The organism is Novosphingobium sp. BL-A-41-Hi4A-0G (assembly GCF_055521735.1).
In genome coordinates this window covers 1,496,513-1,511,840 of record NZ_CM145501.1, presented here as the reverse complement: position 1 = coordinate 1,511,840, position 15,328 = coordinate 1,496,513, and the positions used below count along the sequence as shown (strand labels likewise).

Genomic DNA, 15,328 nt, shown 5'->3' with positions numbered 1-15,328 from the left:
TGAGAGGACAAGGCAATGAAAAAGAAATCGTTTGTGGCAGCATTGGCACTTGGCATTGCAGTCCCGGGCTTCGCGCAGAATGGCCCGCCACCGTCGGTCCCGGTTGCTGCTCCGGCTGAGCCGGATGCTATTCCGCTTTACGGTGACAAGACTCCCGGCTCGGCGGCCACAGAGCAATGGGTCAAGTTCATGGGCCGCGATCTTGCTGCTCGCAACGTGACGCGGCCTACCATAACGCCGGTTCTGCCGGATCCGGCCAAGGCCACCGGTGCCGCTGTCGTGGTCGCGCCGGGCGGTGCATTCATGATCCTCGCGATGGATCACGAAGGCTGGAACGTCGCCCGGGCGTTGGCGGATCGCGGCATTGCCGCATTTGTGCTGAAGTACCGCCTCAACCCGACCCCGAAGGACGAGGCCGAGGCCGGAAGGTACATGAGCGAGGCGCTGATGAAGGAAGTCTGCCGTCCGATGGCGGGTGACCTTCTCGGCAAGTCGATGGCGCCTGCCGATGGCAAGGCCGCCATTGCCTGGGTGCGCGCCAATGCGGCGAAGTACGGCATTGATCCCGCGCGCGTCGGCATGATGGGTTTTTCAGCCGGCGCGATGACCACGCGCCGGGTCGGCCTTGATGCCGATACACAATCGCGGCCTGCGTTCCTCGGCTACATCTACGGTCCGCAGGACGCCGAGCCCGTACCCGTCGATGCACCGCCGATGTTCGATGCGATCGCGCTCAACGACAGCCTGTTCCCCAACAAGGGCTTCGCCATCGCGCAGAGCTACCTTGAAGCCAAGCGCCCAGTGGAAATCCACGGCTACCAGACCGGGGACCACGGCTTCGGTCTCGGGGTGCCGGGCACGACCACCACTTTGATGATCGACGAATTTACCGCGTGGCTGCGCATGCAGGGCTTCCTCACGCCAAAGGACAGCAAATGACCCTTCCTATTTCCGCCGACCTGATCGCCGAGCGCAATGCTGCCCATGCCGAAGCCCTGGAAGACGACTACGCCGCGCTCGGGCGCAAGCTCTCGCGCACCGGAATCGACATTAATGCGATCAAGGACCGCGTTGCGGACTTTTCGGTCGCGGTCCCGTCATGGGGTGCAGGGCGCGGTGGCACGCGCTTTGCCAAGTTCCCGATCCCCGGCGAGCCGACGAACATCCACGAGAAGCTGGAGGACTGCGCCGTCATCCAGCAGCTTGGCCGCGTGACCCCGCGCGTCAGCCCGCACTTCCCGTGGGACAAGGTCAGCGATTACAAGGCATTGCGCGAAGAGGCCGCTAGCCTCGGTCTCGGCTTCGATGCGGTCAATTCCAACACCTTTCAGGACCAGCAGGGCCAGGCTCACACTTACGCCAACGGATCACTCGCCGCGCAGGATGCCGCCACGCGCCAGCAGGCTGTCGATCACAACATCGAATGCATCGAGATCGGCGTCCAGCTCGGCTCCACCGACCTTACCGTGTGGGTCGGCGATGGGACCAACTTCCCCGGCCAGCAGGATCTAGGCCGCAGCCTCGACCGTTATCTGGAGGCTGCCTCGAAGATCTACGCCGCGCTGCCGGATGACTGGCGCATGTTGCTCGAACACAAGATGTTCGAACCGGCTTTCTATTCGACTGTCATCAGCGACTGGGGCTCTTCCATCCTCGCCGCGCAGGAACTCGGCCCCAAGGCCAAGTGCCTTGTCGACCTTGGCCACCACGCGCCCAACGTGAACATCGAGCAGATCGTGGCGCGCCTCCACCGCTTCGGAAAGCTCGGCGGCTTCCACTTCAACGACAGCAAGTATGGCGACGACGATCTCGACAGCGGCTCGATCAACCCGCACCAGCTGTTCCTCGTATTCAACGAACTGGTTGAGGCGGAACTCAACCCTCGGGATGGCTTCAATCCCAGCTACATGATCGACCAGTCGCACAACGTGACCGACCCGATCGAATCCATGCTGTCGTCGGCGGAAACGATCACTCAGTGCTTCGCAAAAGCGCAACTGGTCGACCGCGAGGCCCTTCATGCAGCGCAGGCATCGAACGACACGATGATGGCCTTCCAGGCCCTGCGCCGCGCCTACAACATCGATGTCGCCCCTGTCCTTGCCAAGGCAAGGCTGGAAGCGGGCGGGGCGATCGACGTGCTCGAAGCCTATCGTCTCAGCCAGTACCGCAGCCGCAAGGCGCAGGAGCGCAAAGCGGTCGGCCTCGGTGCCGGCATCGTCTGACGTTTGAAAATCAAAAGAAAATCGGAGAGAGCAGCATGACCATTCGCCGGGGCCTGACGGTCGCCACGATCCTTGCCACGACCACGTTGCTCACTCCGGCAGCATATGCCCAAAGCGCCGCGCCTGCGCAGGCGGCTAGCCCTGCTGACACCCTCGAACAGCAGTTCCAGGATCCGCCGATGGAAGCGCGCCCCCGCGTCTGGTGGCACTGGATGAACGGCAACGTCACCAAGGACGGCATCGCCAAGGACCTCGCGTGGATGAAGCGCGTCGGCATCGGTGGTCTGCAGAACTTCGATGCCGGACTCGATACCCCCCAGGTGGTCGACAAGCGCCTCGTCTACATGACGCCCGAATGGAAGGACGCCTTCCACTTTGCCGCCACCGAAGCCGACCGGCTCGGCCTCGAACTTGCGATTGCCGCCTCGCCGGGTTGGTCGGAAACCGGCGGGCCTTGGGTCAAGGCCGAGGATGGGTTGAAGAAGGTCGTCTGGAGTGAGACGCGGCTAAAGGGGGGGAAGCGCTTCACTGGCAAGCTCGTGCCGCCGCCTACTGCAACCGGCCCGTTTCTCGACATGCCGATCTCCGATCCGCTTGCAGCGCTGACGGGCGAGCATGGCTTCAAGGCACCGGAGCATTACCGCGACATCGCTGTGTTCGCGTTACCAGATATTGGCACCTTCGAAGCGGTGCCGACGTATGCTTCGGCCGGCAAAGCGCTCGATGGCGCGGTCTTGTCCGACAGTTCTCTCCTCAGCGGTGTGACTGTCCCGCGCGGAACGCCAGAAGCGCCGACTACTCTGACCGCGACCTACGCAAAGCCACAAACCATTCACTCTGCAACCATCGCCATTCCCGGCGCCAAGGGCATTTTCTCCGGCCCCACCGTCGCAGCCAGTCTCGAAGCGAGCGATGACGGGCAGACTTGGCGCAAGATTGCGGATTTCCCGATCACCGCCGCGCCTTCGACGGTCGGCTTCGCACCGGTAATCGCGAAAGATTTCCGTCTTGTATTGGCCCCGTTGCCGTTCAGCGGCTCCAACATGGGCGATCCCGTGCCCGGCCTTGCACCCGCCGGTGGCTTTGTCGAGATGATGGCCGCCGCCGCCCGCGCGCCCTTCGACATCCGCCAGTTCCGCCTCTCGTCCGAACCGCAGATCGACCAGTTCGAAAGCAAGGCCGGATTCGCAGTCGTGCAGGACTATGACGCCCTTTCAGTTCCAGAGAGCGGCACGATCGGCATCGATCCAGCCAAGGTCATCGACCTGACGTCGAAGCTCAAGAGCGACGGCTCGCTCGATTGGACGCCGCCCAAGGGCAACTGGCGCATCATCCGCCTCGGCGCGAGCCTGCTCGGGACTACCAACCACCCTGCGCCGCCCGAAGCCACGGGACTCGAAGTCGACAAGTTCGACGGCGCTGCCGTGCGCCGTTATCTTGAACACTACATCGGCATGTATCGCGACGCCGCCGGGCCCGACCTGATCGGCAAGCGCGGGGTGAGGGCGATCCTGACCGATTCAATCGAGGTCGGCGCAGCGAACTGGACGCCGAAGATGGTTGAGCAGTTCAAACGCCTGCGAGGTTACGATCCGACGCCGTACCTTCCGACCCTGGCAGGCGTGCTCATCGGCACTCGCGAACAGTCGGATCGCTTCCTTCGTGATTACCGCCAGACGCTGGCCGATCTTATGGCGTCGGAGCACTACGGCACAGTCGCCAAGGTCGCGCATAAGAACGGGCTGAAGGTCTATGGCGAAGCGCTGGAAGACAACCGCCCCTCGCTTGGGGACGACATCGCGATGCGGTCGCACGCGGACGTGCCTATGGCGGCGCTGTGGACATTCGGCCGCAAGACCGGCCCGAACCCCAGCTATATCGCGGACATGAAGGGCGCGGCCTCGGTCGCGCATATCTACGGCCAGAACCTCGTAGCGGCAGAATCAATGACCTCCGCGCTCGCCCCATGGGCTTACGCGCCCAACGAATTGCGGCGGATCATCGACCTCGAATTTGCCAGCGGTATCAACCGGCCTGTCGTCCACACTTCGGTGCACCAACCGGTCGACGACAAGGTGCCGGGCGTGTCGCTGATGATCTTTGGCCAGTTTTTCAACCGGCATGAAGCTTGGGCGGAACTGGCCCGGCCATGGGTCGACTACATGGCGCGTTCCTCGCTGCTGCTGCAGGCAGGTCGCAACGTTGCCGATGTTGCCTACTTCTATGGCGAAGAGGGCCCGATAACCGCGCTCTACGGCAAGAAGCCCATCGCAGACGCGCCCAAGGTCCACGCATGGGACTTCATCAACCGCGATGCGCTGTTCGATGCGGTCGAAGTGCAGGGGGGCGAAGTCGTCAGCAAGGGGGGAGCGCGCTACAAGGCGATCCAGCTTGGCGGGTCGTCGCAGAAGATGACCCTGCCCACGCTGCGTCGTCTTGCGGCACTGGTCGAGGCCGGGGCCACGCTTGTCGGCAAGGCACCGGTTGCATCGCCAGCATTGGGCGATGATCCGGCCGAGTTCGCGGCGCTCGTCGGCAAGCTCTGGAGCGGTGCTCCGACGACGAGGGTCGGCACGGGTCAGGTCATAGCCTCATCGTCGATCGATGATGCACTCGCAGGCGCGGGAGTGGCGCCTGACCTCGTGCTTGCCGGCAAGTCCGATGATGCCGAGATTCTGTTCGTACACCGGGCGGTCAGCGATGGCGAAGTCTGGTTCCTCAACAACCGCAAGGCGGCTCCAGAAACCGTAGAAGCCCGCTTCCGCGTCACAGGCAAGCAGCCCGAGTTGTGGCACGCAGACACCGGCCGCACCGAAGCCGTCTCCTACCGCATCGAGAACGGCCAGACGATCGTGCCGCTTGACCTCGAGCCGGAAGGTTCGGTCTTTGTCGTGTTCCGCAAGCCTGCCGTGGCCGATGCGTTGGCGATCAAGAAGCTCGCTCCCGTAACCTTGTCGACCCTTGGGGGTGCGTGGAAAGTCGCCCTGCAACCCGGTCGCGGCGCGCCCCCGTCGCTTACGCTGCCCAAGCTCGCATCGCTGACGGATCAGGCCGATCCGGGGGTGAAGTACTTCTCCGGCCTTGCCACCTATTCGTCGACATTCACCTTGCCCAAAGGCGCGAAGCCCGGTCAGTCGCTGTGGATCAACCTCGGCGAGGTCGGCGAGATCGCCGAGGTTTCCGTCAACGGTCGCCACGCCGGATATGCCTGGCACAAGCCCTATCGCGTCGATGTCTCGGCCTTCGTGAAGAAGGGGGAAAACGCCATCGAGGTCAAGGTTGCCAACCTCTGGGTCAACCGCCTGATCGGCGATGCGCAAGCTGGCGCGACGAAAGTAACGTGGACCGCGATCCCGACGTACTCCGCTGATGCCCCGCTGCGCCCGTCCGGCTTGATTGGTCCGGTGACGCTCGAAGGGCAGAGGTGAACCGAGGCAGATAGTGCCACGCCCGAAAGGTGGGTGCTCTCACGGTTATTGGCGTAGCCAAAATCGAAGCATACCATGTCGAAGATACATATCGCGCCCACCTCGATTTCATGGGAATGCGTCGGCTCGGCAGTTAGAGCCTGACGGGTCGCACCCAGGCAATTTCGCCACACGCCCGGTCCTGCTGAGGAGACGGGCGTGTGGCGCCCAATCTGGAAATTCCGGGTTGGCCGGACGCGTCACGTTCGTCGCCGCAATCGTCCACTGAAGGCAACTCCTTTAAGCCAGCTTCCCAGTGCCGCATTGCGCCGTGGCAGCGCGTGTCCGTGCATACGGAGGCGCCTGAACAGGTAATTCTACCGCCCACGTTGACATTCGCGCGCGAGTGTTCATGTCTTTCCCATGCTTTCGCAAAAGACGCGATACTCGATCCGGGCTCTGCAACACCTTGCCGACACCTTCGGCCAGGGGCCGGTGCGCCTGGATGCGATTGCCGAAGCACAGAATATTCCGCGCAAATTTCTGACCGTGATCCTTTCGGAAATGGCGCGCGAAGGCATCGTCATTTCGCATCGCGGCAGGGATGGTGGGTACGAACTCGCGCTTCCGCCGGTCGACATTCGCTATGGCGACATTATCCGACTCACTCGCGGGAGCCTCGCGTTGGTCCCTTGCGCCGCACGCAACGCCCATGAGCACTGCACAAATTGCCTGCCCGAGGCCGAGTGCCGCCTGCGCGGTCTCATGCTGCAACTTCGTGACGAAACGGCCGCGATTCTCGACAGGATTACCCTTGCCGATCCGATCGCGGTCGAAGCGCCCTTCGCCGAGGCGTAAATCGCAGTAACTTCACTTGGCGTTCAGGAACCGGCTGGCTATAGGGTCGGCATGAACGTCCTCGACATGCGCCGCTCCATGCGCTTCGCCGTCCTTGCTGCAGCCACCGTCGCCATGGGCGTCACTGCCGGTTGTGCAGGCGGCGGAAACAAGAAGAAGGACGTGGCCTACGTCGCGCGTGACGTTGATACGCTCTACACCGCTGCCAAGGACCGCCTCGATCGCGGCGATGCCAAGCAGGCCGCCGCGCTCTTCGATGAAGTCGAACGCCAGCATCCCTATTCGCCCTGGGCCCGCCGCGCCCAGTTGATGAGCGCGTTCAGCTATTACGCAGCGCGCGACTATTCGAAGTCGGTCCAGTCGGCGCAGCGCTTCCTGTCGATCCACCCCGGCAACAAGGACGCCCCTTACGCCTACTACCTCGTCGCGCTGTGCTATTACGAGCAGATCTCGGACGTTACGCGTGACCAGAAGATCACCCAGCAGGCGCTGACCGCGATGAACGAGCTGGTCCGCCGCTATCCCAACACCGACTATGCCGCCGACGCGCGCCTCAAGATCGACCTGATAAACGATCACCTTGCGGGCAAGGAGATGGAAATCGGGCGCATGTACCAGCGCAGCGGCAAGTGGCTCGCGGGCACCTTGCGCTTCCGCACGGTCGCGGAGAAGTACCAGACCACCAGCCACGCGCCCGAAGCTCTCTATCGTCTGGTGGAAAGCTACCTGACCTTGGGCCTGCCTGAGGAAGCGCAAAAGGCTGCTGCAGTCCTCGGCACCAACTATCCCGGCAGCAAGTGGTACGAGCGCTCCTACGAGCTGATGAACAAGTACGCTCCGGGCACCAAGGCGGTCTGAAGCCGGTCTCTCAGAAGCCGTAAACCAGCGTTAGCCTGCTGGTCGTGTCCGTTCCCAGCCGCCCTAGTTCCGGGGCGGTTTCGTGCTGAACCATGTAGGACAGCCGCGCCTTGAGCTTGCCGATCAGACGCGAATCGAGCGCGGCGAGCGTGTAGAACGTGCTGCCCTGCGCATCTACATATGCACTGGCATCCTGGCTGTACTCGAGGCCAGACCCGAGCTTCACCTTGGCTTCCAGCGAGGCAAGACCTGCCACGACCGATTCTCGCTCGCCACCGACGGCATTGGTGACGCGCCATGCCGGCCCTGCCTTGATGCTCAGCTTCGCGCCTTCGTCCTTCAGCACGCTGTAGCCGAGGCCTCCCGAGATGCTGTAGCGCGAAGCAAAGCCCTGAAAGCGGTCCTGCTCATACTGGCCGAGCCCGTAGAGATACCCGCGATCATCGAACTTGTAGTTGGGTTCGGCAGAGAAGCGGTACTGCTCGCGCGTCACCACGCTGTCAGTTTCCTGATAGTCGGCCCGTGCCGTCGTGCCGACCCGCCAGTTCGCCCCTTCGACTAGCAACTTGAACCCGCCGACCAGTCCGATCCCCGGTGCGTTGCCGGTGTTGGCAAAGGCCCCGGCCTCGCCTTCGCCGGTCCATTTGACCAAACGTGTCTGCGCGGGCGTCTCCGAGGCGGAATCTGCGGTCTTGACCGGCTCAGCTGTGACAGTCGCGGTAGCCGACACCAATCGCGTTGCCTTCCACGCGGCGACGCGCTGTTCGATCGCTTCGCCAGCCGAAGGATATGCACGCCGCGCCGCGCGCAGCACCGCCTCGACTTCGGCCTGATCGCCCGAAGACAGCGCCGCGTCGATCATTTCTGCTACGCCTGCTGGGAACGCTGCATCGCTTACAACTGGCGCTGCGGCCGCCGCGACGATGGCTGCCGATAGTCCTGCAATGCCAATCATGAGTGAGACCATTCCATTGCGCGCCCTTAACACGCGCGTGCTCGGCCTTTCTACCGCTTTGTCGGCAATGCTCTGTTATCATGAGGTAATCGTGATCATGGTCAGGCGTGTTCCATCTCTTTGACCGGTTCGACGGCTTGGCTCACCGCTGCGAGAAACTGGTCGGTCGCACGGTCCCAGTTGTTGCGCGCACCTTGAACCGCTGCAGCGATCCGGTCGCAGCGCAGCGCTTTGTGGATGGCGAGTGCAAGGTCTTCGTCGACCGCACCGATCTGCATTGGCAGGTCATCGGCGGGACCATGCCCATTGGCACCGACCACATCCAGCGGACCCGGCACAGGATATGCCGCGACGGGCAGGCCGCAAGCCAGTGCCTCGATCATCACCAGACCAAACGTGTCGGTCCTGCTTGGGAAGACGAAGACATCCGCCGAGCAATAGGCGCGCGCCAGTTCTTCTCCATGCCGTGCGCCAAGGAACACCGCGTCGGGGAAGCGCGCTTGCAGCCGCGCCAGATCTGGCCCTGTGCCCACGACGACCTTCGTTCCCGGCACGTCTGCCTCGAGAAACGCCACAAGGTTCTTCTCGATCGCCACGCGGCCAACGTTCAGGAGGATCGGTCGCGGCAAGTCCGCCAGCTCGGGCAGCGGCTCATGCCCCGGCACGAATAGATCCCGGTCGATGCCGCGAGTCCACAGCCGCGTCTGCGTGATTCCCTGTTGAGCCAGTTCGTCAGCAAGGCTTGGCGTGGAGACCAGCACCGCCCGGCTCGGCCCATGAAATCGGCGCATCAACGGCCAGAAGCGGTTTACGCTCAGGCCTGTGCGCACAGCTGCATATTCCGGGAATCGCGTGTGGAAGGCACTGGTGAACGGCACGCCGTTGGCCTTGCACCAGCTCCGAGCGCTCCAGCCGATCGGGCCTTCGGTGGCGATGTGGACCACCTCGGGCGCGAAGTCTGACAGCGTGCGACGGGTGCCGAAACGCGGCAGCATCGCCAGACGGATCTCGCTGTATCCAGGCAACGGCATCGTGCGAAACTGGCTTGGAGTGACCAGCTCAACCTCGTGACCACGCGCGATGAGCCGGTCGACCGTCGCTGCCAGCGTGCGGACAACACCGTTGATTTGCGGGTGCCAGGCGTCGGTGCAGATGGCGATCCTCATGCGGGTTCCTCCTCAAGTTGCGGGATGGGCTTGAGTACAGCCTTCAGCGCCACGGTCCGGCGCGTTTCCTCGGCCCAGTCGATGATCGACATCGCACCATCGAAATCTTCAGCCAAAGCCGTGCAGCTTTCGACCCAGTCGCCGTCGTTGTAATAGGTGATGTCGCCGATCTGGCGGATCTCGGCGCAGTGGATGTGGCCGCAGACCACCCCGTCCACGCCCATGTCGCGCGCGGCGTGCGCCACGGCTTCCTCGAAATCGCAGACGAACTGGACCGCGTTCTTGACCTTCTTCTTGAGATAGGCCGAAAGCGACCAGTACGGCATCTTCATCCGGCGGCGCACCGCATTGAACAGCACGTTCGCCCGCAGCAGCAGCGAATAGGCTTTGTCGCCGAGGAAGGCGAGCCAGCGGGCGTAGAGCACCACACCGTCGAAACCGTCGCCATGGGTCACCAGCAGGCGGCGTCCGTCCGCGGTCACGTGGATCGTCTCCAGAGCCAGTTCCACCCCGCCAAAGCTCATGCCGGCATAGGGGCGCAGCATTTCGTCGTGATTGCCGGCGATGAGGATCACCCGAGTGCCGCGATGCGCCATCTTGAGGATTCTGCGGATGACTTCGTTATGCGCGTCGGGCCAGTACCACCCCTTGCTCAGCCGCCATCCGTCGACGATGTCACCGACAAGATACAGCGTCTCGCATTCGATGGCGGTTAGGAAATCCAGCAGCAGCGCGGCGTTACAGCCACGCGTGCCAAGGTGGACGTCGGAAATCCACACCGTGCGGTACTTGCGCTTGGGCCGGAAGCCGCGTGGTTCGGGCAAGTCGAGCCACGCGGGAGCCGAGGAAACCAGATCGGCGGCGGATTTGAACGGCGACTTGCCGTCTAGCTTCGCACGGGATGCCATCAGCGAACCTTTCTCCATGTCGGATAAGGCCCTGCCGGATTCGCGTTGCGCGCGTGTGGCACTGTGTCACTGCAATGAAACAAGTGGTGAACGAAGACGTCAGCCTTGCGTGGACGAGCGCCACACAACCGGCTAGAGAATCGCGCGATGCTCACCAGCCTGTCGATCCGCAACGTCGTACTCATCGAGGCGCTCGATCTCAGCTTTGCCGGCGGGCTGGGCGTGCTGACGGGCGAAACCGGCGCGGGCAAGTCGATCCTGCTCGATGCCCTTGGCCTCGTGCTCGGCGATCGCGCCGACAGCGGCCTGGTCCGTGCGGGCGAGGATCAGGCCAGCGTCACCGCCACTTTCGAATTTGACCGCCTCCCGCCCGCGATCCGCTCGGCGCTTGCCGAAGCCGAAGTGGACGTCGAGCCGGGCGAACCCTTGATCGTCAAGCGCCGCGTCCGTGCCGATGGCGGTTCCAAGGCCTTCGTCAACGACCAGCCAGTCGGCGTCGCCCTCCTGCGCGAGCTTGCCCGCAGCCTTGTCGAACTCCACGGCCAGCATGATGATCGCGGCCTTGTGAATGCCCGCGGACACCGTGCTTTGCTTGACCGCTACGCCGGGGCGGATTCGGGCAGCGTCGAAGCGGCTTGGATCAAGTGGCGCCGCGCCGAAGACGCTCTCGAAAGCGCTCGCGCTGCAGTTACCCGCGCTGCCGAAGAACAGGATCTGCTTCTCGCTCACCTCGCCGAACTGACGGCGCTTGCGCCGGTGATCGGCGAGGAAGAGGAACTTGCGGGCCAGCGCGCCGACATGCAGAAGGGCGAGCGGCTATCGGGCGATCTCGTCGAGTTGCAGCGGCTATGGGAAGGCTCGGATTCCGCGCTCGCCACCTTGCGCAGCGCTGCGCGGCGCCTCGATCGCATTGCTGCCGAACACCCCTTGCTCACCGACGCGCTCGAAGCGCTTGACCGTGCCGTCATCGAAGCGGGCGAGGCAGAGGACAAGCTTGCCCGCGCCGCCGAGGCCCTTGCGCACGATCCTGCACTGCTCGATCGTATAGAAACCCGCCTGTTCGACTTGCGCGCCGCCGCCCGCAAGCATGGCTGCACGGTCGACGAACTCCCCCACAAGATGGCCGAGATGCGCACCGCACTCGATGCCATCGAAGGGGGAGAGGCGCAGATCGCCGGGCTGGAACGCGCCGCCCGCGAGGCTGCCCTCGATTATCAGGCCAAGGCCGAAACGCTGTCAGTCCAGCGCGCCGAAGCCGCCCGCCGCCTTGACAAGGCGGTCGCCGCCGAACTCGCGCCCTTGAAGCTCGACGCCGCGAAGTTCCACACCGCAGTCCTGCGTCTGCCCGAAGACCGTTGGGGTGCTGGCGGCATGGATGCGGTGGAGTTTCTCATCTCGACCAACCCCGGCGCGGATTTTGCACCGCTCGGCAAGATCGCCTCAGGCGGCGAACTCTCCCGCTTCATCCTCGCGCTCAAGGTCGCGCTGGCCGAAGAGGGCGGTGCCGCCACGATCATCTTTGACGAGATCGACCGTGGCGTGGGCGGTGCCGTCGCCAGCGCCATTGGCGAGCGTCTCTCGCGCCTTGCCAGCGGTGGTCAACTGCTGGCCGTCACCCACAGCCCGCAAGTCGCCGCGCGCGGAGACCGGCATTACATGATCGCAAAGTCCTCCGAAGGCACCGTCACCCGTACCTCGGTCGGCCTGCTCGATGCCGCCGCCCGCAAGGAGGAAATCGCCCGCATGCTGTCCGGCGCGGAAGTCACCGCTGAAGCGCGCGCGCAGGCGGACCGGCTGCTTGAGCGCGCATGATGCTCGAACGCCGCATGTTTCTCGGCAGTGCCGCTGCGGCATTGCTCCTGCCCACGAAGGTCACGGCCTTGGAAGAGATCGACACCGAAAACGTCTATGCCATCATCGGCCAGATGCTTGCCGCTCCGGGCAAGCGCGAAGAGCTGATCGGCTACCTGGCCGAAGGCAGCGCCACCATGCCCGGCAATCTCGCCTACCAGATCTGGCGCGACAAGGCGGACGAGAACAGCATCTGGATCACCGAGGTGTGGAAGGACGAAGCCTCGCACAAGGCCAGCCTCGCGCTGCCCCAGGTGCAGGAAGCCATCCGCAGGGCCCGCCCGATCATCGCGGGCTTTGGCGCCCGGGCTGAAGTGGAGCCTGCTGGTGGCAAGCACTGACGTCAACGTGATGCAGAGTACCGCCTTCGACGTTCTTGATCGCCCTGTCTGGAACTCGCTGGGAGGCCCGCAGAAGTCTCTCGATGTCGGGCAAGGCGCTGTGCGCCGTCTCGACCCGGCCTACGGCCCTTTCGCTTCCGCCGAACCGGGCCGCGAAGCCGAACTTGCCGAATACCTTGTTGGCGGAGAAATCTGGCTGGTCGAAGCCAAGGCGATGCCTGCACCTGCGGGCCTGCAAGTGCTGCGCGTAGCCCCGCTGCTCCAGATGATCGCTGACGGGCCGATTGTCCCTTTCGACGATAAGGAGATAATCCCCCTCGGGTCCGATGATGCGGCAGAGATGGCAGAGTTGGCGCTTGCGACCGAGCCAGGCCCTTGGGCGTCAGAAACATGGCGATACGGCCAGTTTTATGGAATTCGCATCGAAGGAAGGCTTGCCGCGATGGCCGGGGAGCGCATGCGCCCTGCTGCCAACCTTGCCGAAGTGAGCGGCGTCTGCACCTGGCCCGAGTTCCGGGGCAGGGGCCTCGCCGCCCGCCTGATCCGCAAGGTCATGGCGGGTATGGCCGTACGCGGGGAATTGCCCTATCTCCACAGCTACGCGACCAATGCGTCGGCCATTCGCCTCTATGAAAGCCTCGGCTTCCGCCCCCGCCGCGAAATGGTCGCTACCCTCCTTGGACCTGTGCAATGACCGATATCTCCGAAGCCGAAGCCGCCAATGAGTTGATGCGGCTCGCGAGGCAGATCGCCAAGCACAACCGGCTCTATCATGCCGAGGACGCGCCGGAGATTTCCGACGCCGAATACGACGCGCTTGTTCGCCGCAATGCCGAGCTTGAGGCCGCATTTCCGCACCTGATCCGGCCCGATAGCCCGAGCGCGCAAGTGGGCCACGAAGTTGCATCCTCTCCGCTCGGCAAGGTGACGCACGAGGTTCGCATCATGAGCCTCGACAACGCCTTTACCGACGAGGAGGTCGAGGACTTCGTCGCCCGCGTTCGCCGCTTCCTGGCGTTGCCGGAAGGTGCCGAAGTGGTGATGACCGCCGAGGACAAGATCGACGGTCTGTCCTGCTCGTTGCGCTACGAGAACGGCAGGCTCGTCCGCGCTGCAACGCGAGGCGACGGGCAGGTTGGCGAGGATGTCACCGCCAACGTCGCACACATTGCCGACATTCCGCAGGAACTGAAGGGGGCAGGGCTGTTCGACATACCCGCCGTCTTCGAGATTCGCGGTGAGGTATACATGGCCAAGGCCGACTTTCTCGCCCTCAACGCGCGTCAGGCCGAGGCGGGCGACAAAGTCTTCGCCAACCCGCGCAACGCTGCAGCCGGATCGCTTCGCCAGAAGGACGCGACCGTCACCGCCGCCCGCCCGTTGCGCTTCCTCGCCCATGGCTGGGGCGCGGCGAGCGAGGTTCCGGCTGTCACCCAGTTCGAGATGATGCGCAAGATCGCGGACTGGGGCGTGCCGGTTTCGCCTCTTCTCGTGCGCTGCTCGTCGGCGGCAGAGATGGTAGCGCACTATCGCTCCATCGGGGAGCAGCGCGCCGATTTGCCCTATGACATCGACGGCGTGGTCTACAAGGTTGACCGGCTCGACTGGCAGGAACGCCTTGGCTTCGTCGCCAAGGCTCCGCGCTGGGGTATCGCCCACAAGTTCCCCGCCGAACAGGCAGAAACCACGCTCGAAGCTATCGATATTCAGGTCGGCCGTACCGGCAAGCTGACGCCTGTTGGTCGACTCAAGCCGGTGCTGGTTGGCGGCGTAACCGTCACCAACGTCACCTTGCACAACCGCGACGAGATCGGCCGCCTCGGTCTTCGCGTCGGCGACCGCATTGTCTTGCAGCGCGCAGGCGACGTGATCCCGCAAGTCGTCGAGAACCTGACGCGCGACACCCTGCGCGAGCCGTACCACTTCCCCGACCATTGCCCCGAATGCCAGTCCGAAGCCGTGGCCGAGGAAGGCGAAGTCGACGTCCGTTGCACCGGCGGCCTGATCTGCCCCGCCCAGCGCGTCGAGCGCCTCAAGCACTTCGTCAGCCGCGCCGCGCTTGACATAGAAGGTCTGGGCGAGAAGACCATCATAGAGTTCTTCCAGTTGGGCTGGCTCGAGAGTCCCGCCGATATCTTCCGCCTGCGCAAACGCCGCAGCGATATCGTCGGGCGCGAGGGTTGGAAGGACAAGTCGGTCGACAATCTGCTCGCCGCCATAGAAGCCAAGCGCGAACCCGACGCTGCGCGCCTCCTGTTCGGACTCGGCATCCGGCACGTCGGCGCGGTCACGGCGCGGGATTTGCTCAAGCGGTTCGTCACGCTGCCTGCTCTGCGCGACGCTGCAGTCGCGGCGCGCGAAGGCGGCGATGCGACTGCGGACTTGCTCTCGATCGAGGGTGTCGGCCCCGTCGTTGTCGAGGCACTAGGCGACTTCTTCCACGAACCCCACAACGTCGCCGTCTGGGAGGATCTGCTCTCGGAAGTCACGCCGCCACCCTACGTGGTCGAGACGAAGGACAGCGCGGTTGCCGGCAAGACCATCGTGTTCACCGGCAAGCTTGAGACAATGAGCCGCGACGAAGCAAAGGCCCAGGCCGAAGCTCTCGGCGCCCGCGCTGCAGGTTCGGTTTCGGCCAAGACCGACCTTGTCGTCGCCGGACCGGGTGCGGGATCGAAGCTGAAACAGGCGGCAGCACTCGGAATAGACGTGATCGACGAAGCGGCATGGGCCGAGATCGTCAGACAAGCAGGATAACG

The 15,328-nt window shown here is 64.0% G+C and carries 12 protein-coding genes; 9 read left to right on the top strand and 3 right to left on the bottom strand.

Annotated features, from left to right (window positions below):
• Positions 1-15 precede the first annotated feature (15 nt).
• The 5 genes from ACZ1JX_RS07395 (at position 16) to ACZ1JX_RS07375 (ending at position 7,348) form a co-directional block, all read left to right on the top strand.
• A complete protein-coding gene (locus tag ACZ1JX_RS07395; protein WP_465126108.1) occupies positions 16-939 on the top strand; it encodes an alpha/beta hydrolase in 924 nt (307 codons plus the stop codon).
• On the top strand, positions 936-2,225 hold the full coding sequence (locus tag ACZ1JX_RS07390; RefSeq protein ID WP_465126107.1) for a sugar isomerase: 1,290 nt from the start codon (positions 936-938) through the stop codon (positions 2,223-2,225). The genes ACZ1JX_RS07395 and ACZ1JX_RS07390 overlap by 4 nt, the downstream gene beginning before the upstream one ends.
• A 35-nt stretch (positions 2,226-2,260) precedes the next feature.
• Complete coding sequence (locus ACZ1JX_RS07385) at positions 2,261-5,653, top strand: glycosyl hydrolase (RefSeq protein WP_465126106.1); 3,393 nt, start codon at positions 2,261-2,263, stop codon at positions 5,651-5,653.
• Positions 5,654-6,055: 402 nt separating this feature from the next.
• A complete protein-coding gene (locus ACZ1JX_RS07380; RefSeq protein WP_465126105.1) occupies positions 6,056-6,490 on the top strand; it encodes an RrF2 family transcriptional regulator in 435 nt (144 codons plus the stop codon).
• Positions 6,491-6,541: 51 nt separating this feature from the next.
• Complete coding sequence (locus tag ACZ1JX_RS07375; protein ID WP_465126104.1) at positions 6,542-7,348, top strand: outer membrane protein assembly factor BamD; 807 nt, start codon at positions 6,542-6,544, stop codon at positions 7,346-7,348.
• Positions 7,349-7,358: 10 nt separating this feature from the next.
• Here ACZ1JX_RS07375 and ACZ1JX_RS07370 read toward each other — a convergent pair whose 3' ends face one another.
• The 3 genes from ACZ1JX_RS07370 to ACZ1JX_RS07360 form a co-directional block, all read right to left on the bottom strand.
• Entirely contained in the window at positions 7,359-8,315 is a 957-nt protein-coding gene (locus ACZ1JX_RS07370; protein ID WP_465126103.1) for a DUF481 domain-containing protein, read from the bottom strand.
• Positions 8,316-8,404: 89 nt separating this feature from the next.
• Positions 8,405-9,469, bottom strand: coding sequence for a glycosyltransferase family 4 protein (locus ACZ1JX_RS07365; RefSeq protein ID WP_465126102.1), 1,065 nt, complete (start codon positions 9,467-9,469; stop codon positions 8,405-8,407).
• Positions 9,466-10,377, bottom strand: coding sequence for a UDP-2,3-diacylglucosamine diphosphatase (locus tag ACZ1JX_RS07360; protein ID WP_465126101.1), 912 nt, complete (start codon positions 10,375-10,377; stop codon positions 9,466-9,468). The genes ACZ1JX_RS07365 and ACZ1JX_RS07360 overlap by 4 nt, the downstream gene beginning before the upstream one ends.
• Positions 10,378-10,524: 147 nt before the next feature.
• Here ACZ1JX_RS07360 and recN point away from each other — a divergent pair, with 147 nt between their 5' ends.
• Genes recN through ligA form a run of 4 tightly spaced genes read left to right on the top strand, consistent with a single transcriptional unit; the run spans position 10,525 to position 15,326 of the window.
• The gene (gene recN, locus ACZ1JX_RS07355) at positions 10,525-12,189 is read left to right on the top strand and encodes a DNA repair protein RecN (RefSeq protein WP_465126100.1); all 1,665 of its coding nucleotides are present in this window, start codon (positions 10,525-10,527) and stop codon (positions 12,187-12,189) included.
• Complete coding sequence (locus ACZ1JX_RS07350; RefSeq protein WP_465126099.1) at positions 12,186-12,569, top strand: putative quinol monooxygenase; 384 nt, start codon at positions 12,186-12,188, stop codon at positions 12,567-12,569. Before recN ends, ACZ1JX_RS07350 begins: the two co-directional genes overlap by 4 nt.
• Entirely contained in the window at positions 12,556-13,263 is a 708-nt protein-coding gene (locus ACZ1JX_RS07345) for a GNAT family N-acetyltransferase (protein ID WP_465126098.1), read from the top strand. The genes ACZ1JX_RS07350 and ACZ1JX_RS07345 overlap by 14 nt, the downstream gene beginning before the upstream one ends.
• On the top strand, positions 13,260-15,326 hold the full coding sequence (gene ligA, locus ACZ1JX_RS07340) for an NAD-dependent DNA ligase LigA (protein ID WP_465126097.1): 2,067 nt from the start codon (positions 13,260-13,262) through the stop codon (positions 15,324-15,326). Before ACZ1JX_RS07345 ends, ligA begins: the two co-directional genes overlap by 4 nt.
• Positions 15,327-15,328: the final 2 nt, after the last annotated feature.